Origin of the sequence: Enterobacter sp. RHBSTW-00994 (assembly GCF_013782625.1) — a bacterium.
Lineage (GTDB): Bacteria > Pseudomonadota > Gammaproteobacteria > Enterobacterales > Enterobacteriaceae > Enterobacter.
On record NZ_CP056199.1, the window covers coordinates 3,944,027 to 3,961,840 of the forward strand.

15 protein-coding genes are annotated in these 17,814 nt (G+C 50.1%); 5 read left to right on the plus strand and 10 right to left on the minus strand.

From position 1 onward, the window contains the following. Positions 1 to 42: 42 nt before the first annotated feature. The 4 genes from silA to silC all read right to left on the minus strand — a co-directional run bounded on the left by silA (position 43) and on the right by silC (position 6,373). Complete coding sequence (gene silA, locus HV346_RS18845; protein ID WP_000574021.1) at positions 43 to 3,189, minus strand: Cu(+)/Ag(+) efflux RND transporter permease subunit SilA; 3,147 nt, start codon at positions 3,187 to 3,189, stop codon at positions 43 to 45. 10 nt (positions 3,190 to 3,199) lie between these two features. Then, positions 3,200 to 4,492, minus strand: coding sequence for a Cu(+)/Ag(+) efflux RND transporter periplasmic adaptor subunit SilB (gene silB, locus HV346_RS18850; RefSeq protein WP_004098959.1), 1,293 nt, complete (start codon positions 4,490 to 4,492; stop codon positions 3,200 to 3,202). Between the two features lie 113 nt (positions 4,493 to 4,605). Continuing rightward, entirely contained in the window at positions 4,606 to 4,959 is a 354-nt protein-coding gene (gene cusF / locus HV346_RS18855) for a cation efflux system protein CusF (protein ID WP_004098961.1), read from the minus strand. A gap of 28 nt (positions 4,960 to 4,987) precedes the next feature. After that, on the minus strand, positions 4,988 to 6,373 hold the full coding sequence (gene silC, locus HV346_RS18860; RefSeq protein ID WP_181620751.1) for a Cu(+)/Ag(+) efflux RND transporter outer membrane channel SilC: 1,386 nt from the start codon (positions 6,371 to 6,373) through the stop codon (positions 4,988 to 4,990). Between the two features lie 189 nt (positions 6,374 to 6,562). Here silC and silR point away from each other — a divergent pair, with 189 nt between their 5' ends. The 4 genes from silR to HV346_RS18880 all read left to right on the plus strand — a co-directional run bounded on the left by silR (position 6,563) and on the right by HV346_RS18880 (position 9,884). Next, a complete protein-coding gene (gene silR / locus HV346_RS18865; protein WP_007374413.1) occupies positions 6,563 to 7,243 on the plus strand; it encodes a copper/silver response regulator transcription factor SilR in 681 nt (226 codons plus the stop codon). Further along, the gene (gene silS, locus HV346_RS18870) at positions 7,236 to 8,711 is read left to right on the plus strand and encodes a copper/silver sensor histidine kinase SilS (RefSeq protein WP_007374412.1); all 1,476 of its coding nucleotides are present in this window, start codon (positions 7,236 to 7,238) and stop codon (positions 8,709 to 8,711) included. Before silR ends, silS begins: the two co-directional genes overlap by 8 nt. A gap of 245 nt (positions 8,712 to 8,956) precedes the next feature. Further along, positions 8,957 to 9,388, plus strand: a complete 432-nt coding sequence (locus tag HV346_RS18875) for a copper-binding protein (RefSeq protein WP_181620752.1) — start codon at positions 8,957 to 8,959, stop codon at positions 9,386 to 9,388. Between the two features lie 145 nt (positions 9,389 to 9,533). Continuing rightward, positions 9,534 to 9,884 (plus strand): DUF305 domain-containing protein, encoded by a 351-nt coding sequence (locus tag HV346_RS18880; protein WP_007849140.1) that lies wholly within the window; start codon positions 9,534 to 9,536, stop codon positions 9,882 to 9,884. A 166-nt stretch (positions 9,885 to 10,050) separates the two neighbouring features. On the opposite strand, the gene HV346_RS18885 is transcribed toward HV346_RS18880, so the two are convergent. Continuing rightward, a complete protein-coding gene (locus HV346_RS18885; RefSeq protein ID WP_007849142.1) occupies positions 10,051 to 11,877 on the minus strand; it encodes an AAA family ATPase in 1,827 nt (608 codons plus the stop codon). A gap of 746 nt (positions 11,878 to 12,623) precedes the next feature. Here HV346_RS18885 and HV346_RS18890 point away from each other — a divergent pair. Then, positions 12,624 to 12,899 carry a hypothetical protein gene (locus tag HV346_RS18890; protein WP_007849143.1) on the plus strand — a complete coding sequence of 92 codons (276 nt, stop codon included), beginning with the start codon at positions 12,624 to 12,626 and terminating at the stop codon, positions 12,897 to 12,899. Positions 12,900 to 12,943: 44 nt separating this feature from the next. Here the strand turns inward: HV346_RS18890 and HV346_RS18895 are convergent, their stop codons facing one another. Genes HV346_RS18895 through HV346_RS18915 form a run of 5 tightly spaced genes read right to left on the minus strand, consistent with a single transcriptional unit; the run spans position 12,944 to position 17,620 of the window. After that, entirely contained in the window at positions 12,944 to 14,488 is a 1,545-nt protein-coding gene (locus tag HV346_RS18895) for a conjugal transfer protein TraG N-terminal domain-containing protein (protein WP_058799623.1), read from the minus strand. A gap of 10 nt (positions 14,489 to 14,498) precedes the next feature. Then, a complete protein-coding gene (locus HV346_RS18900) occupies positions 14,499 to 14,837 on the minus strand; it encodes a hypothetical protein (protein ID WP_058799624.1) in 339 nt (112 codons plus the stop codon). Between the two features lies 1 nt (position 14,838). Then, entirely contained in the window at positions 14,839 to 16,233 is a 1,395-nt protein-coding gene (locus HV346_RS18905; protein WP_058799625.1) for an integrating conjugative element protein, read from the minus strand. An 11-nt stretch (positions 16,234 to 16,244) separates the two neighbouring features. Continuing rightward, entirely contained in the window at positions 16,245 to 17,216 is a 972-nt protein-coding gene (locus HV346_RS18910) for a TIGR03756 family integrating conjugative element protein (RefSeq protein ID WP_064373805.1), read from the minus strand. Then, positions 17,213 to 17,620, minus strand: a complete 408-nt coding sequence (locus HV346_RS18915; protein WP_032676590.1) for a TIGR03757 family integrating conjugative element protein — start codon at positions 17,618 to 17,620, stop codon at positions 17,213 to 17,215. Before HV346_RS18915 ends, HV346_RS18910 begins: the two co-directional genes overlap by 4 nt. Positions 17,621 to 17,814: the final 194 nt, after the last annotated feature.

Sequence of the window (17,814 nt, forward strand, 5' to 3'; positions counted from 1 at the left end):
AATCAGTGCAGAAGGACGCCCACTGGGGGCGCCCTTTCAGGGTTATGACACGCTTTTTTTATGTCTGCGCAGCCAGATTAATTTGTAGGCGGCAGGAATAATGAACAGGGACAGCAGCGGAGCCGTGATCATCCCGCCAATCATTGGCGCAGCAATACGGCTCATGACTTCTGAACCTGCGCCGGTTCCCCAGAGTATTGGCAGCAGACCCGCAATGATCACCGCCACGGTCATGGCTTTCGGCCGGACACGCAGTACGGCACCATGATAGAGGGCTTCATCAAGACCTTCCGGTGTGAACGTCTCTTTACGGGACAATTCCGGGTGCGCTTCAATGGCATGACGCAGATACATCAGCATGACCACGCCAAACTCTGCTGCCACCCCGGCCAGGGCGATAAACCCGGTTCCGGTCGCCACTGACATATGGAAGCCCTGCCAGTACAGGAACCATATTCCGCCAACCAGGGCGAACGGCAGGCTCATCAGGATCAGCAGGGCTTCGTCAACCCGGCGGAATGCCAGATACAACAGGATGAAAATGATCATCACCGTCATCGGCACCATCAGCTTCAGTTTCTTGTTGGCATGCTCAAGCAGTTCAAACTGTCCGGAGAATGCCACACTGGTTCCCGGTCTCAGTTTCACTTTCTCGCTGATGGCCGTCTTAATGTCGTTAACCACCGACACCATGTCCCTGCCGCGGGCATCAACATAAATCCAGCTGGCTGGCCGGGCATTTTCGGTTTTCAGCATGGTTGGTCCAGAAACGACGTTAATATCCGCGACATCGCCCAGCGTGATCTGCTGCTTCATCGGGGTCAGGATCGGCATCTGTTTCAGCGCCTGCGGACTGTTCCGGTAATCCTGCGGGTAGCGAATGTTAATAGGGTACCGGGCCACCCCTTCAACCGTCTCACCCACCATAGCACCTCCGATTGCTGAAGAGACGAACAGCTGGACATCACCTACCGTCATCCCGTAGCGGGAGGCTTTCTCCCGGTTGATATCGATATCGATGTAGCGCCCGCCCTCAAGTCGCTCAGCCAGGACAGACACCACGCCAGGCACGGTTTTGGCTACCGCCTCGATACTCTGCGCCGTCGCGTCGATATCGGACAGAACAGTCCCGGACACTTTGATACCTATCGGGCTTTTGATCCCGGTTGAGAGCATATCAATACGGTTACGGATAGGCGGCACCCAGAGGTTTGCCAGACCCGGTAAACGGACTGTCCTGTCGAGTTCATCAATAATCTTGTCAATTGTCATGCCGGGACGCCACTGATCCTCAGGTTTGAGCTGGATCGTGGTTTCCACCATTTCGAGCGGCGCGGAATCCGTTGCGGTCTCTGCTTTACCGGTCTTGCCAAATACAGAAGCCACTTCAGGAACGCTTTTGATTAACTTGTCTGTTGTCTGCAGGAGCGCTGCAGCTTCTGCCGGAGAGACGCCAGGCAAGGTCGACGGCATATACAGCAGATCGCCCTCGTTAATCTTCGGCAGAAATTCACCGCCCACCTGACTCAGTGGCCAGATAACCGTGAAAATGGACAAGGCCGCAACCAGCAGGGTTGTTTTTGGCCAGTGGAGGACCCGCAGCAGCAAAGGATGATACGCTTTGATCAGCACCCGGTTCAGGGGGTTACTTGTCTCGGCAGGAATTTTTCCCCGGATCCAGAATCCCATCAGAATAGGAATGACGATGATGGCCAGTGCGGCCGCTCCCGCCATGGAGTACGTTTTCGTGAATGCCAGCGGGCCAAACAGACGACCTTCCTGCCCTTCCAGGGTAAAGATAGGAATAAAGGACAGGGTGATGATCAGCAGGCTAATGAACAACGCGGGTCCCACTTCCACGGAGGCGTCGGTAATCACCTTCCAGCGGGTGGCGTTGTCAATCTGCTCACCCGGATGCTGATGATCCCACTCCTCAAGCCGTTTGTGCGCATTTTCAATCATCACAATGGCGGCATCCACCATCGCACCGACGGCAATCGCTATCCCTCCCAGCGACATGATATTGGCGTTCAGTCCCTGGAAGTGCATGACGATAAAGGCGATACACAGGCCAAGCGGCAGAGAGATAATCGCCACCAGGGCAGAACGTACGTGCCACAGGAACAGAGCACAGACGATGGCCACCACGATAAACTCTTCCAGAAGTTTGGAACTGAGGTTATCAATCGCCCGGTCGATTAACTGGCTGCGATCGTAGGTGGTCACGATTTCAACGCCTTCCGGCAGGCTGGCCTTCAGCGTCTCCAGTTTATCCCTCACTGCCGTGATAACGTCGCGCGCATTTTTACCCGACCGCAGGATCACCACGCCGCCAGCGACTTCTCCCTGGCCGTTCAGCTCGGCAATACCACGCCTCATTTCGGGCCCGGTCTGCACGCGGGCAACATCCCGCAGATAAACCGGCACGCCGTTCTCACCTGTTTTCAGGACGATGTTATTAAAATCATCAATGCTCTGAAGATAACCGCTGGCACGGACCATATACTCCGCTTCGGCCATTTCAACGGATGAGCCACCGGCCTCCTGGTTAGACGATTCAAGTGCCTGTTTCACTTCGGGCAGGCTGATACCGTACTGGGACAGTTTTACCGGATTGACCTGAATCTGGTACTGTTTCACCACGCCGCCAACCGAAGCGACCTCAGCCACGTTCGGGATGGTTTTCAGCTCAAATTTCAGGAACCAGTCCTGCAGAGAGCGCAGTTCTGAAAGGTCGTGTTTTCCGTTGCGATCGACCAGGGCATATTCAAAAATCCAGCCCACACCCGTGGCATCAGGACCGATTTCAGAACTCACACCGGCAGGCAGTTTTCCCTGAACCTGATTCAGATATTCCAGCACGCGGGAACGGGCCCAGTACAGATCGGTGCCGTCTTCAAAAATGACATACACATACGAATCCCCGAACTGTGAAAAACCACGCACGGTTTTTGCGCCAGGTACGGACAGCATGGTGGTGGTAAGTGGATAGGTGACCTGGTTTTCTACAATCTGCGGGGCCTGGCCGGGATAGCTGGTTTTGATAATGACCTGCACATCTGACAGGTCAGGCAAGGCATCGACCGGCGTGTTAATAATCGTCCATGTACCCCAGATGCTGAGAAACAGGGCCCCCATCATGACCAGGAAACGGTTGGCGACAGAGCGCCGGATAATCCATTCAATCATCGTCGTCTCCTCAGTGCCCTGAATGCATATTTACAGGCTGGTCAGACATTGCTGGCATACTGCTTTCTGTTTTTTCAGGGTGGCGCATACGTTCCAGCGCGCCCGTAATATTGGCTTCGGAGTCAATGAGGAACAGGCCACTGACCACCACGGTATCGCCTTCATTCAGGCCGGAACCGATGCCGGACTGTTGCTGTGATTCATGCAGAACGTGGATCTGTTTCGGCACAAACTTGCCTTCATCATCAACAGTAATCACGCGCTGTTCTTTGCCGGTATCGATAACGGCCTGGCTTGGTATCAGCAGCATCTCCTGGCTCTTGGTATTCAGTTTCAGATAGGCATTCATGCCCGGCTTGAGAAACTCATCCTTATTAGAAACCTGGAGACGGACCTGAAGCGTACGGGTTGTCTGATCCACGCTGGGAAGAATGTTCCATTTTTCGACATGGAATGTTTTATCCGGATAAGCCGGTACCGAAATTTCAAACTGCGACGTATCTTTCAGCAGATATGCGATAGATTCTGGCACTGCAGCGCTGATCCAGACCGGGTCCATCCCCTGAATCTGAGCCACTACTTTATCTTTCGAAATATTCATTCCGGTGCGCAGGTCAAACGCAGTAATGACACCATCAATAGGTGCTTTAATGGTAAAACGGGTCTGGATTGTGCGGGTTGAACGCAGCCTTTGAATATCCTCTTCCGGCATACCAGCCAGACGAAGTCGCTCCAGAACCCCTTTTATCTGGGTTGACGTACCGCCTGTACCGGATAACAGCAGGAACTCACTTTGTGCCTCAACCCATTCAGGAATGGTGATATCGATAAGCGGAGTGCCTTTCTTCACATGATCGCCAATCGTCAGGGGATACACTTTTTCGACGAAACCGTCAGAGCGCGCCTGCACAATGACAAACTGATACTCGTTGTAACTGACATTAGCCGGGATTGTCTGAGAATAATTCAGCATTCCTCGCGTGACTTTTTGCGTTTTTAATCCCAGATTCTGAACCTGCGTTGGATCGATACGGATCCCGCCACTGCTTTTATCGCCGCTTTCATCAGCATATTTTGGCACCAGGTCCATATCCATAAAGGGAGATTTTCCGGGTTTATCAAATTTGGTATCCGGTTTCATCGGGTCATACCAGAAAAGTACCTTTCGCTCCGGTGCCTTTTGTTCGGTTTGTACTGTTTTTTGTGATGAGTTTACATACTGCCAGGCAGTAACCGATATCAGCCCTCCTGCTATGAGGCTGCTGATAATTATTGCAGCATATTTTATCTTTAAAGAAGCCATACAATTTCTCGCTGAAAAATCAAAACACCTGGCATATGCGCCCGATCATTCATTCACAGTAATCCCATAATGAATGTTCAGGCGCACTGGATGTATTCGCTCCGGAGTGTCAATCAGGATTGCGTAACGTTAATGCTTTTGAGTAAGGAGATATTGCCCTGCTGAATAAACGAGAAATCGACATGGTTGCCGGTTTTCAGGGCATTGATAGCGTCGTCTGCATTAACAAAAGTGAAGCGCATGGTCATTGCAGGCCAGCCCACCGCCGGGATTGCTTCGTGCGAAATGGTGATCTTTTTACTATTCATATCAATTTCTTTAACGATACCGGTGCCCTTGATAACCTGCTGTACCGAAGCATCACTGGCAGCATTCATATCGCCATGCTGATGTGTTTCAGCATGAAGACCGGCAGAAAACATGACAGAGAAGGCACCAAATAAAACGGCTTTAAGTGAATTACGCATTTTTAATTTCCTGATTAATTAAATAAATTTACTCTACCCAACCGCCACCCAGCGCGGTAAACAGATTAATTTCGTTAACCTGTCGGGAATAGGTAAGATCGAGAATGGTTTGCTGCGTAGCGAAGAGGGAACGTTCTGCATCCAGCACTTCGATGTAACTGACAGCACCACTTGCATATAATCCTCTGGCACGCTGGAGAGTTATCTGAAGTGAATCAAGATAACGCTGCTGTGACTCAAGTTGCTGGCTAAGGCTGTCGCGCAGCGCAAGCGTGTCGGAAACATCCTTAAAGGCTGACTGAATTTTTTGTTCGTAATTAACCACCGATTGTTGCTGGCGAATTTCAGCCAGCTTCAGATTGGCTTTATTCCTGCCAGCATTAAAAATAGGAATTTCAATTTTAGGGATAAAATTCCACATTCCACTTCCTGACGTAAACAGGCTTGACAGCTCCGTACTGCTTGCGGAAAGACCACTGGTCAGGGTAATGGAGGGGAAAAAGGCCGCTCGCGCTGCGCCAATATTGGCATCAGCCGCTTTCAGCTGATATTCCGCTTCCATAATATCCGGTCGCTGCAGCAAAATTTGTGACGACAGGTTTGGGGGCAGTTTTACTGGCGCGATTTCACCACCTTTCATCCCTTTTTCTGACGGAACTGCGCGGTACGTTCCCAGCACCAGTTGCAGGGCATTGTTTGCCTGAGCCAGATCGCCTTCTCGTTTGGCTATTTCGGCGCGGGTACTTTCGATTTGCCCCCTGGCCTGTTCAAGCGCCAGAACGTTCGTACTCCCGGTCACCAGTTGTTGCTCAACGAATGCATAAGACTGTTCATAATTTTTCAGCGTTTCCCGCGCAATACGGAGTTGTTCGTACGCCAGTTGCTGGCTGAAATAGCTCTGTGAAACGTTGGAGACCAGCAGGATGTGTACGGCACGACGGGCTTCTTCGCTGGCAAAGTAGTTCTGGCGATCAGCCTCACTCATGTTCTTAAGTTTGCCAAAAAAATCGAGCTCATAGTTGAGCTCCAGACCCGCGTCGTACTCCTGTGTGGTCGGCTTGTCACCTTTCAGACCACCGCTGTATGTGATCCCGGATGAGGCATTCAGTTGGGGATAACGATCTGCATCCGTGACGTTGAACTGGGCCCGGGCCTCTTCAACCTTCAGGGCAGCCATTCTCAAATCACGGTTATTAGTCAGAGCTTCACCGATCAACCGGGTAACCTGGGGATCGACAAAAAAGTTACGCCAGCCCGTATCCTGATAGCCATTTACCGCTGGCGTCAGGCTGTTATGGGACAGTGAAAACTGCTGGGGTACCGGTGCTGCGGGCCGCTGATATTCAGGCGCAAGCGACACGCAGCCTGCCAGGATGAATATCGTGCTAATGCTGAGTAATTTTAATTTGAACATAACGCTTCTCGTCCAGGCAGACCTGGTAAATGGTTCAAATGAAGTCCAGAGTATTGATAGGGGTACTTTACCTAACGCTCTCTGTTTGCCGGGTGACAGGATAATGACAATGTTGTCATTTTTGCTGTAATCCGTTGATAACGATCGTGGGCGCAATAGAATGACATTAGCAGCCAGCCGGGGAGCAAGATGAAAATATTGATCGTCGAAGACGAAATTAAAACAGGTGAATATCTCAGCAAAGGGCTTACAGAGGCAGGGTTCGTAGTGGATCACGCTGATAATGGTCTTACCGGATATCATCTCGCCATGACAGCCGAGTATGATTTAGTCATTCTGGATATCATGCTACCTGATGTGAACGGCTGGGATATCATCCGCATGCTGCGCACTGCCGGAAAGGGTATGCCGGTCTTACTGCTGACAGCCCTCGGCACGATCGAACATAGGGTCAAAGGACTGGAACTGGGTGCGGACGATTATCTGGTTAAACCCTTTGCGTTTGCCGAACTGCTCGCCCGGGTGAGAACCCTTCTGAGGCGGGGAAACACGATGATCACGGAAAGCCAGTTTAGGGTGGCTGACCTCTCGATTGATCTCGTATCCAGAAAAGTCAGTCGCGCCGGAAACCGCATTGTGCTCACCAGTAAAGAGTTCAGCCTGCTGGAATTCTTCATTCGCCATCAGGGAGAGGTTCTTCCCCGCTCCCTGATTGCCTCTCAGGTCTGGGACATGAATTTTGACAGCGACACTAATGCGATCGATGTCGCAGTAAAGCGACTCCGCGCTAAAATAGACAACGATTACGGGACAAAGCTGATCCAGACAGTCCGGGGCGTGGGCTACATGCTGGAGGTCCCGGATGCATAGCAAACCTTCCAGACGCCCTTTCTCACTCGCTCTGCGGCTGACCTTTTTTATCAGCCTGTCCACGATACTGGCTTTTATCGCCTTCACCTGGTTTATGCTGCATTCTGTTGAAAATCATTTTGCCGAGCAGGATGTCAGCGATCTTCAACAAATCAGCACCACACTGAACCGTATACTGCAGTCCCCGGTGGATCCGGATGATAAAAAAATAAGCAAAATAAAGGAATCAATTGCCAGCTACCGCAACGTTGCCCTTTTGCTCCTCAATCCCAGGGGGGAAGTGCTCTTTAGCTCAGCTCAGGGGGCGGCACTACGCCCGGCAGTGAATTCAGCAGATTTTAGCGAGCACAGCCGCGCACGGGATGTCTTTCTCTGGACGGTGGAGGATCCTGCGGGACCGATGGATACCGGGTCCGAAATGAAGATGGAAACATACAGGATTATCGCCTCCTCTGGTCAGGCGATATTTCAGGGCAAACAGCAGAACTATGTCATGCTGACTGGCCTATCCATTAATTTCCATCTCCATTACCTCGATGCGCTGAAAAAGAACCTGATTGCGATTGCCGTCGTGATAAGCCTGTTGATTGTTCTGATCATTCGAATCGCTGTCCGTCAGGGGCACCTGCCCCTTCGTAATGTCAGCAATGCCATTAAAAACATCACCTCCGAGAATCTTGATGCGCGACTGGAACCGACACGCGTTCCCATTGAGCTGGAGCAACTGGTTATCTCGTTCAATCATATGATTGGAAAGATTGAGGATGTCTTTACCCGCCAGGCCAATTTCTCTGCCGATATCGCGCATGAGATCAGAACGCCCATCACCAATCTGGTGACGCAGACTGAAATCGCACTGAGTCAGGATCGAACACAGAGGGAACTTGAGGATGTCCTCTATTCCAGTCTTGAAGAGTATAACCGGATGACCAAAATGGTCAGCGATATGCTGTTCCTGGCACAGGCAGATAATAATCAGCTGATACCTGACAGGGTCATGTTTGACCTCAGAGCGGAAGTCATGAAAGTCTTCGAGTTTTTCGAAGCCTGGGCCGAAGAACGCAATATCACGCTCAAATTTAACGGGATGCCCTGCCTGGTTGAGGGAGATCCACAAATGTTCAGAAGGGCGATCAATAATCTGTTATCCAATGCCCTGCGTTATACCCCGGAGGGACAGGCAATCACCGTCTCAATAAGAGAGCAGGAGAGCTTTTTTGACCTTGTGATTGAAAATCCGGGGAAACCAATCCCTGAAGAGCATTTATCAAGGCTGTTTGACCGTTTTTATCGGGTGGATCCGTCCAGACAACGAAAAGGAGAAGGCAGCGGCATCGGCCTTGCGATTGTGAAGTCCATCGTGGAAGCACATCACGGAAGAGTGCAGGTGGAATCGGACGTACGTTCAACTCGTTTTATCCTATCCGTGCCCAGACTGGAGAAAATGATTCCGGAAACCCAGTACTGAGAATAAAGATTTAAATGACAAAGATGTCATTAGCCTGTCATGCAGCAAACAGAAGCCATTCGATATAATTAGTGCAACTTATCAGGAAGGCATTATTACTTCATCCATACACGGCATCAGCACAAGCCAGGAGTTGTATTAAAGCCTCATCCCGGCGGAATAAGGTCTGTAGAGTTGTCAGTTGTACTACTGAGGACACAGATCGAAATTCACGGACATCACTAATTCAGAAATGGAGAGTTACCATGAAAAATATCGTCTTAGCATCAGTGTTAGGTTTGAGCTTAATTTCTACGGCCTGGGCCACTGAAACTGTAAATATCCATGAGCGTGTCAATAATGCTCAGGCTCCGGCCCATCAGATGCAGTCTTCTTCAACTCCAGCCGCCATCCAGGGGGCAGCTCCACGGATGGCCGGTATGGATCAGCATGAACAGGCTATTATTGTTCATGAAACCATGAACAATGGTTCAGCAGATGCACATAAAAAAATGGCGGAAAGTCATCAGAAGATGATGGGAACTGGCACCGTTAACGCTTCCCGTCCGGCGACTTCGTTTGCGGCGATGAATGAACATGAAAGAGCAGCTGTTGCCCATGAATTTACGAATAACGGTCAGTCCGACCCCCATCAGGCTATGGCTGATGCACACCGCCGCATGATCAATGCGGGCTGATGACAACTGAAGTTTCCGTGCGGTTACCCTTTCCTTGATAGATTGTCCCTTATACGGATATGTTGTTATTTTTTGCCCCCTTCAGGGGGCTTTTTTGTCTGACTCAGCTAAACTTATCCGGTAACCATCTGAAAGGGTTTATTATATGAAAATCACAAATTCGCTTTTTGTTATACTGATGTTATCCCTGCCAGCGATTTCCGCAGAACATTCAGAAATGAAAATGTCAGATATATCCTCATCGGCATCGTCACAGGAATATATGTCCGGCATGAAAGGTATGCATGACAAAATGATGGCCGCTGTAAAAGAGTCCGATCCCGACAAGGCTTTTGCAAAAGGTATGATCGCACACCATGAAGGAGCAATAGCAATGGCTGAGACCGAGCTTAAATACGGAAAAGATCCCGAAATGAGAAAGCTTGCGCAGGACATCATTAAAGCTCAGAAAGGTGAAATCGAGCAGATGAATAAATGGCTTGGCAGTCAAAAATAAAGATTGCAAAAACGCCATGATAAGCGTAATTTTAAATCACTCCCGGGCACGGGATCCTGTTAAACGTTAAATAATTAAAACCCGATTAATTTCGGGTTTTTTATATTCTATACTCCGGTCCTTTGCTGTGGACCGGAATATATGCAGCTGCGATTATTTTAACACATTATCTCGTCATGGAAATAATGTCGCTCAGGATCTCAATCAGTTCAATTCTTTCCTGCGTTCCGTCATGATAGGTTGATCTTGAGATTATTCTTTCCGCTGTCATCTGGGGCCAGAATTTATCAAGCACATTATCGGGTTTCATTCCCACAGCCCGGCCGATTATTTTTTTAGCGTCACAGGTGTCCGTAAACGTGACTGCTACACCGGTAATTTCTTCGATCAGATCCGGGCAGAGATAGTTCTCTATTTCACGTTTGCGCGTGGCGAAGAATACCTTACCGGCTTCCTCCACTTCTTTTTTACGTTTCTGAATGGACAGAACCTGTGCAGGGTCTCCCCCAATATCGGAGTCCAGAAATACGCACCAGGGAAGCCCCAGATCGTTGGCCAGATTTAAGGTAACCCAGTGTTTGACGCTCCCGCATCCTCCTATGAGGACTGGCACAATTTTCACGTCCTCAAGAGAGGCTGGCAGCACACCTGATTGTTTAAATGAACTGGCCGCATGCCTCAGGAAAGTGACATCCGACTTTCCTTCTACCAGAACAATGCCTTTAGCCCTTTCCATACCAGTCTCTGGCAACACCCCCAGGCTTTCAGTTGCTTCCTTCAGCACATCGTCATCCGGCATTTTTACAACGGGTTCACCCGTCTCATTTCTGGTGACATAACGTACGCCTTCGACAGGGATCAATCCGGCCAGCGCCGGGACATGGGTGGTGACGATAATTTGACGGTGCGGCTGGCCTGCCAGTGCCAGTAACGCTTTCATCAGCATCATCTGATAGTTCGGATGCTGTGAAGTTTCAGGCTCCTCTATGGCATAAATCACATTTCTGGGCGTCCCCGCAACATTCTTCTCAGCCTCAGCCCTGAAAAAATTCAGCAAGATAAGCCTTCTTATCCCACTACCTCGCTTATTGATGGGGATACCATTTTCCCCATCAAGGGTGAAATTGAAGGTCCACTTGGGTTTCTCCTTAAATCGTGGAGTTAGTTCACTGGCGAGTTCGGGTGCCATTTCACGTAATTTATCCAGCGTTCTCTGTGCGACATCAAGTACACTGTCCTGAATCTCATTTTCCAGCGCTGTAATTTTGTCCTGCAGCCCAGCCTGAGCGTCTTTTACGGCCTGCTGTAAGGGGTTTTTGGCTTCGGAATCCCCGTCGCTGCTTTCCCTGTCGGCTTTGAAAATCGCATACGTGGGCAGCAAGTCGAGGATCTTACCCCATAATGATTTTGTATCGGTTCCGAACTCTTTATCGACATCCAGCAGAATTTCCGAACAGGTATAGGGGGCTGCGGCTTCCCTGATGGCCTGACGCCATAACGATGCAGTGCGTTTATCTGCCACATTTTTTTCCACATCTTTTCCCGCCGCCCTGAGGTCGGAAATTTTCATGCCCAGTAAATTTCTCAGGGGTTCCTCATCCGGGTGGATGCAGCGGATGCAGGTCTGCTCCGGTTTTCCTGAGGTCGTTGCTTTAAACGATTTGACGATTTCAAAATTGCCGTCTTTATTCAGCAGATGTTCGAAGGCAAGAGTGGTCTGCACCCTGTCATCGATCATGATAAAATCGGGTAATTCATCGAATTCACAGGCTATTTCAAAACGGCCCTCCCCTTCTCTCAGGCTGAAACAGTTCATGTCATTCTTGTCTGCCTTCATTCCTTCTGTTTCAAAAAAAATAGCCAGCGCTTCCAGAAGCGTTGATTTCCCGAAGTCATTTCGGCCGACAATGCCCGTCATGCACTCATCGATAATGATTTCTGTGGTATTTCTGTAGCCTCTGAAGTTTTTCAGTTTTAATTTTCTGAGCCGCATATACAGTCCTGTGTGTAAGAAAGCATTGTTACCGGAACCTGAATACAATGTATATTTTGTTAAGTCCTGCCCACGTGCAGGGCTATATCGTTATTCAGAATATCCTAATGGCATTCCGGGATTATGATCCAGTCGCGCTTACTGAACATTACTGCCCTGTCAATCACCCGAAACTGTCCAGGGCTGGTATAGGTGACGAAGCTGGCGTCCCAGCATCCGACGGCCGGAGGACGCTTTTGGTGACGTTCTTTTATATCCGGAGCGGGCATGAAGGCGTTTATTGCATAAATTGTTAATAATAATCTCTGACTAATGCTTATTCGGCATTGTTAACATTATTTAATATAAATTACATATATATTTGCATTAACAGGAAATATCACGCACTTTGCTGTTCTGGATCCAAAAACTCCATTTTTCGGATCTGGAGTTAAACAACACGAGAACAATCCAGCAGCAACGAGAGCAGGCTGGCCATCCCTGGCGTTTGCACTCTTTATCGAGGCGGAACGCCGCGATCTGGCGACCCTGTTTAAGGTACATCAGGCTTTTTTTCCCTGCAGAAGGAAGAGGATTTCATAGACATGGTCGATCAGGTACGGGAGGCGCTACGCCTGCCCCCCACGGAACGGTCGGTTTTCTAAAAACCTGAAACAAGAATATGCGGCTTAAATAGCGCTAAAAAATTTGCGCGTATAGTGGATATTTAGTAGCTTATTTATTAGACGAAATGAGGAGTCGTTACCATGAGCGAGGACAGTTTCAATAAAGATGACCTGAGCAGCACCTTTGCGCGCTTCACCACAAAACGCCGCAATATCGTTTGTGATGAATCCAAGCTGAAGCGGAAAAAACCTGAGCCAATTGCACTAACAAGCGCAACCAATTCATTGGGGAGTAGTGTACTGAATTTTGTAGCATCTGCAGTTTCTAAAGCGCCGAAAAATTATGATGATACCGAATTCAGAAAAAATAGGCCGTGGCTTTGGTATAGCTGGGAACGCAAAGAAGATTTTAAATAAAACGGTGGTAATAACCACCGTTTTCGTTTTGAAATATAACTTACTTAGGCCTTTTTTATTCCACCTTTGATACCACCTGAAGCTGCATCAATAGCTATTCCTTGTGCTTGTTTTCCTGCTTCAGAACCAGCTTGCATTGGCATTTTTGCAGAGTTACTAATCATGCTTGCCATTGAACCTAATTGGGCTCCAGCCCAACTCAGCATACCAACCCAAAACATCGGAAAGACCAGGTACATCATCCCCAGTACCAGGTTCATAATCCATCCATCAGCCGTTGAACTAAAGAAAGCCGCGAAAGGCACCGAGCTGTTTGCAATCCCCTGCTCAGCCATATTGTCATAGAGGATGGTGATCAATCTGTCATCAAGCCAGCCTGCCAATTCCCACCAGAACGTAATGAACTGAAGAGCGAATAATGCGAACGAGATAGTAAAAATGGTTTTCGGATCGTAGGCGCTGAACATCATTAACGCAGGAATGACCGTGATTATCATCATCAGCAATAATGCCTGGATCATCGGCAGTGCCTGCTTCATTGCATCAAAACCAGGTAACGCCTCGGCCTGTTTCAGTCCTACACCAATAGACGAGGTAAGGCGTGTAAGATTACCAACTACTCCGGTGGTTGTATCGCTACTGCCAACAGCATAAGTGGTACCGCCCCCGGACAGATCTGCGTTACGTGGGCTGACAAGCCAGCGTAGGGCGATTTCTTCCCACTGCTGTCCGGAGAACTGGCGCTGCATCTCCTTACGTGTGTTATCACTAAAGCTGGCCAGAACTCGTTTGCGAAGCCCGGAAGTACCATCGGACCACCACGTCTTACATGTTGGATATCCACCTGCACCAGTATCCGGATAGCCACTGTCCCGGCTGCTGTTGTAAGGCCACTGGCTACGTGGCGTCATAGCCGTGTAGTAGTCATAATATCCGGAAGTATTCAGGAAGTAGCTGCTACCTATCCAGCCCACGGAGTTGATGGTGGCATCACTGAGCTGACTGTTGCTGTTTTTCAGTCTGAAATATGCTCTCGAGTAACATTGATCTGCAAATTCCTGGACCTCCTGCAGCAACACAGGATCACGCAGTTTCGTGTTCTGAACGTCAAAACGCATCTGTCGCAAATTCGTACCGCATGGGATTGACGCAATCATTGCCTGCGTTGTGCCCTTCGACATCATATGCAGGAGATACCACCATACTGGAACCTCGGCCGTGCGACCGTCAAAATCATTAACGAGCCCCTTGTAGCCAGAATTCTGTGGGGTCGGCACACTGACGCCGCACTGTTTAGCGCGCGAACTGTCGAACTTGATCGTGCTGATATCCACCGGCAACAGTGGAATGCAGCAAAAGAGCATCACAAGATAAGACACATACAGTGCATGTTCGATTCGCGGAAGGGCAAGAAGCCCTTTGTTCCCCTCGTCAGCCCCCTCCTCCCTCACTTTCAGCCAGACGCCAAGAACCCTGACCACCAGTGGCAATGCAAAAAGGCCCGTATTGCTGAGAATGCTCCACATGGCATTGTTCATTACCCAGCCAAAGAGAACGAGAAAATATTCCAGAAAACTGTTTGCGGTCATCGTCCTCTCCTTACACAGCGCTTGTCCAGGCCACATATTCCGTGGCTACCAGGAACAACACCCCCATCAGTTCCATACGCACAAGACGCGGACGCCCATCCGGCCAGCGGATTAATGCCTGTGGGCGTACCTTCAATATCCAGGCGGTAATAAGGCAGCCATAAAGAACCAGTCGCCAGGCAAACAGTCCCCATCGGCTGTCATGCAACCAGCGCCGTGTGATGTGGCCATCAGGGTCGTAAGCCATAAATACCGCTGCGATAGCAAACATGCAGGCCGTCATCAACAGAATGAGCAGCACCATAAGGAGAATGCGGCCAATATGGCCGCTGAACGGGTAAAGTCTCATATCAGTTTGCTCCGGAAGACTGAGACTGGCCCATCTGGCTGAAGCCCTGGTCCTCGTTACCGGCTTTCTGCTGCAGACGGTTATCCTGATTCCTTGTCCCCTGCCGCTCCAGTGCCGTCAGCAGGCTGTTATTGCTTATAGATTTGCGTAACTCCATCTCATTACGCAGCGCCGTCAGCTCGCGATCGAGGGCATCGATGCGGCGATCACCCTCAGCAATGGCTTCCGGCTGCTCTGCAGCATTAGGTTCGGATTCACCGGTGGTGAGCATCCTGCGCATTGTTAGCGCGGTTTCAACGGTATCGGACATCGCCAGTTCGCCGGCAAGCCGCTGAACCAGGGCCGCTTTGTCCGGATCGTCACGTAATGCCTGAATTACCCCGCGGGTGACAACCAGACTGCCGGTTTTCAGTGCGGAAAGGTTATCAGTGGTGGGCTGCAGTTCACCACTAATCAGCTTACTAAGCTGCTCCAGATTCTCTTTCGTGGCATCCTCAAGGATGGGAGAAAAGCCAGTACCAGCGACAGCACTGCCCGGCTGGTTATCGGTTCCACCACTGGTACATTCACTGGTTTCCCGGCAAGTCCTGATGGAGCGATCACCAAGCACTTTAACAACGGCCGCTGCGGCCTCTTCAGAAGATTTATAACGTTGGCATGCGGTACCATTGCAGATCGAGGAGCCGACGCTGCTGTTACTGGTCACTGGCAAATTATTCATCATGTTATAACCAGCTTTGGCCAGATCCCGAGTGGGCTGAATTGCGGGCTGCCCCTTGCCGCCTCTTTTCTGCCCACCAACCCACGTCACACCTTCCTCTCCAGTTGCTTTTTGCAGTTTCTGGTCGCTGGAAACCGCATCGCCGCCACTTGTGGCCACAATATCTTTGTACTCTTCAGAGACAGCTACCTGCTGCCATTTATTGCCAATGGTATAATCAGCCAGCTTCTTCGACATGCTCTGACAATTCAACATCGCTTTATCAAAGCTCAAACCGGCCTGCAGAACGCCATTGGTGAGCATTTCATACAGCCCGGGGTTTGCGCGCTGAATAGCCATTGCCGGCATACTCATGACAGCACCGGTCGCCCCCTGAATCACATTCCCCATCAGATCCTTAAACCCGCTGGTAATACCATTCAGCTGGTTGCCAACGGTTGTTTTGATGTCGAAATTGCCACACATCAGATCACTGCTAAGGCCACCATTAATGCCTATCCTGGACATATTGTTACGACTAGGCGGGGGTGAAATAACCGAACCGCCACCAATAGAATAAAAGAGCCCATCGCTGATAGCGTTACCGCTAACTGACGCCCCCGATGAAGACAAAGAGATATCAGCTGCCATTGCCGGCAGCGAGGCAAAAATCAGTAAAAGTCCTGCTTTTTTCATGTTCTGAACCTTTATGAGAAATCGGTGCTGGAAAGGAACGTCTGGCCGCGACGTTTGCAGCAGCTGTACGGTTGCCACAATGCCCAGGCATAGTTACCGTCCTGGGCAATCTGGCCATTGGTGTCGGGAAACACTGCACAGGTCTGGGACAACTGAGGCGAAAGTCGCTGCCATTTGTGGTTTTTCGTGCCGGTATTTTCTTTTACCGGCTCGGGTGGCCAGTAACCCGGGGACTTCTGTCCCGTAAGGGGGTTGTAGACGTGGAGCTGGCCGGAGCGGGTAATGACGTCAGCGACACGCTGAACTACAACCGCTGCTGATTTGTAACTGTCTGTCTGGGTGACAAACCCGCTACGTGGATAAACGTTCCCCCACATATTGCCGGATGTGGTTTCCCCGATTTCTCGTTGCCCGGGGATGAGTGCTTCGGGATAAAGGGTCTCCGGGACACCCGTTCGCCAGACCAGAGCATCCAGTGAGCTGTTGAAATATGGCATGAAAGGAGTGGCAGCACTGTCGCATGAATAGCCCGGCACCATACCGCCAATGACTTTTGTTGCTGGATGGCCATAGGCGTCGCCGTAATAGAAATGCAGGTTCTGCTTACGTTCCCCGGGAGCTTTCATCTCCTGACGACCGCCCCCCGTACTCACGCCCGTCACACTTTCCAGCAGAGAACCTTCAGCACCGCTGGCGGCGTTACTAACTGTGGACATTTCAGTCCAGGGGTTATCTCCGGGGTTGAGGTAAGCCGATACCACAGCCTCCGGAATGAAATGTGTCACTTTCACCGAGGTTTTCACCGTGCAACCAAATGGGGTACACAATAACCAGTAGCAGATACCACTGACACGCCAGCTGATACAGTCTGTACTTGCCGCGCTGGCCAGAAGATTCGCTGTATTGACGCTGGCCATGGTGCCGGAACAAACCAGCAATGTGGCGATCGCCAGTCGACGTGGGCGGAAGGAGAAAGATTTCATCGGTTCTTCTCCTTCCAGGCAGCGAGCTGACGGGTTGCCTCGTTGACATCAGTCGTACCGTAGACAACAAAGACGTCATCAAAAACCACAGCCGGGTATTTTTCCAGGCCGAGGGACCAGGCATGAGTGACACCCGCATAAGCTTCCGCCAGTTGTTGTTGCTGCTGCCGGAAATTCGGGGAAGAGATCACTGCCCGGGCACGTTGTTCTGCAAGAACGGGATCGGCAGATAACTGACCGAAAATGTCCGCCTGTGCACGTTCGGGCGCATCGAGCTCAACAACGGAGACATCCGGACCAGGATTTGCTGCTATGGCATGAGAGGAGTCGGTATATATCACTGTGCCGGCACTGGCACCGACGGAAAGGAACAGTGCTGCCAGGCAGCAAAATGGCATTTTCATGAAAAACACTCCCTGAGTGTGAAAAACCTATTCAGGGTGCGTTCTCTTTAAGGAGGGGTCAGTAATTAATTCTGACGTGAAAAATGATAATTAATCTTGCCCTGGTAATTCATCATCTGTACGTCAGCATAAATCTCAGATCGCTGGAAATGTCATTTTTTAAATGCAGGAACTTTAATACACGCGGGCTCTTT

Coding starts and splice junctions, on each gene's coding strand:
- silC (WP_181620751.1), bottom strand. CDS start 6,373: ATGTTCAAATTAAAATTACTCAGCATTAGCACGATATTCATCCTGGCA.
- silS (WP_007374412.1), top strand. CDS start 7,236: ATGCATAGCAAACCTTCCAGACGCCCTTTCTCACTCGCTCTGCGGCTG.
- HV346_RS18900 (WP_058799624.1), bottom strand. CDS start 14,837: ATGAGACTTTACCCGTTCAGCGGCCATATTGGCCGCATTCTCCTTATG.
- silB (WP_004098959.1), bottom strand. CDS start 4,492: ATGGCTTCTTTAAAGATAAAATATGCTGCAATAATTATCAGCAGCCTC.
- silR (WP_007374413.1), top strand. CDS start 6,563: ATGAAAATATTGATCGTCGAAGACGAAATTAAAACAGGTGAATATCTC.
- HV346_RS18875 (WP_181620752.1), top strand. CDS start 8,957: ATGAAAAATATCGTCTTAGCATCAGTGTTAGGTTTGAGCTTAATTTCT.
- HV346_RS18915 (WP_032676590.1), bottom strand. CDS start 17,620: ATGAAAATGCCATTTTGCTGCCTGGCAGCACTGTTCCTTTCCGTCGGT.
- HV346_RS18885 (WP_007849142.1), bottom strand. CDS start 11,877: ATGCGGCTCAGAAAATTAAAACTGAAAAACTTCAGAGGCTACAGAAAT.
- HV346_RS18880 (WP_007849140.1), top strand. CDS start 9,534: ATGAAAATCACAAATTCGCTTTTTGTTATACTGATGTTATCCCTGCCA.
- cusF (WP_004098961.1), bottom strand. CDS start 4,959: ATGCGTAATTCACTTAAAGCCGTTTTATTTGGTGCCTTCTCTGTCATG.
- HV346_RS18905 (WP_058799625.1), bottom strand. CDS start 16,233: ATGAAAAAAGCAGGACTTTTACTGATTTTTGCCTCGCTGCCGGCAATG.
- HV346_RS18890 (WP_007849143.1), top strand. CDS start 12,624: ATGAGCGAGGACAGTTTCAATAAAGATGACCTGAGCAGCACCTTTGCG.
- HV346_RS18910 (WP_064373805.1), bottom strand. CDS start 17,216: ATGAAATCTTTCTCCTTCCGCCCACGTCGACTGGCGATCGCCACATTG.
- HV346_RS18895 (WP_058799623.1), bottom strand. CDS start 14,488: ATGACCGCAAACAGTTTTCTGGAATATTTTCTCGTTCTCTTTGGCTGG.
- silA (WP_000574021.1), bottom strand. CDS start 3,189: ATGATTGAATGGATTATCCGGCGCTCTGTCGCCAACCGTTTCCTGGTC.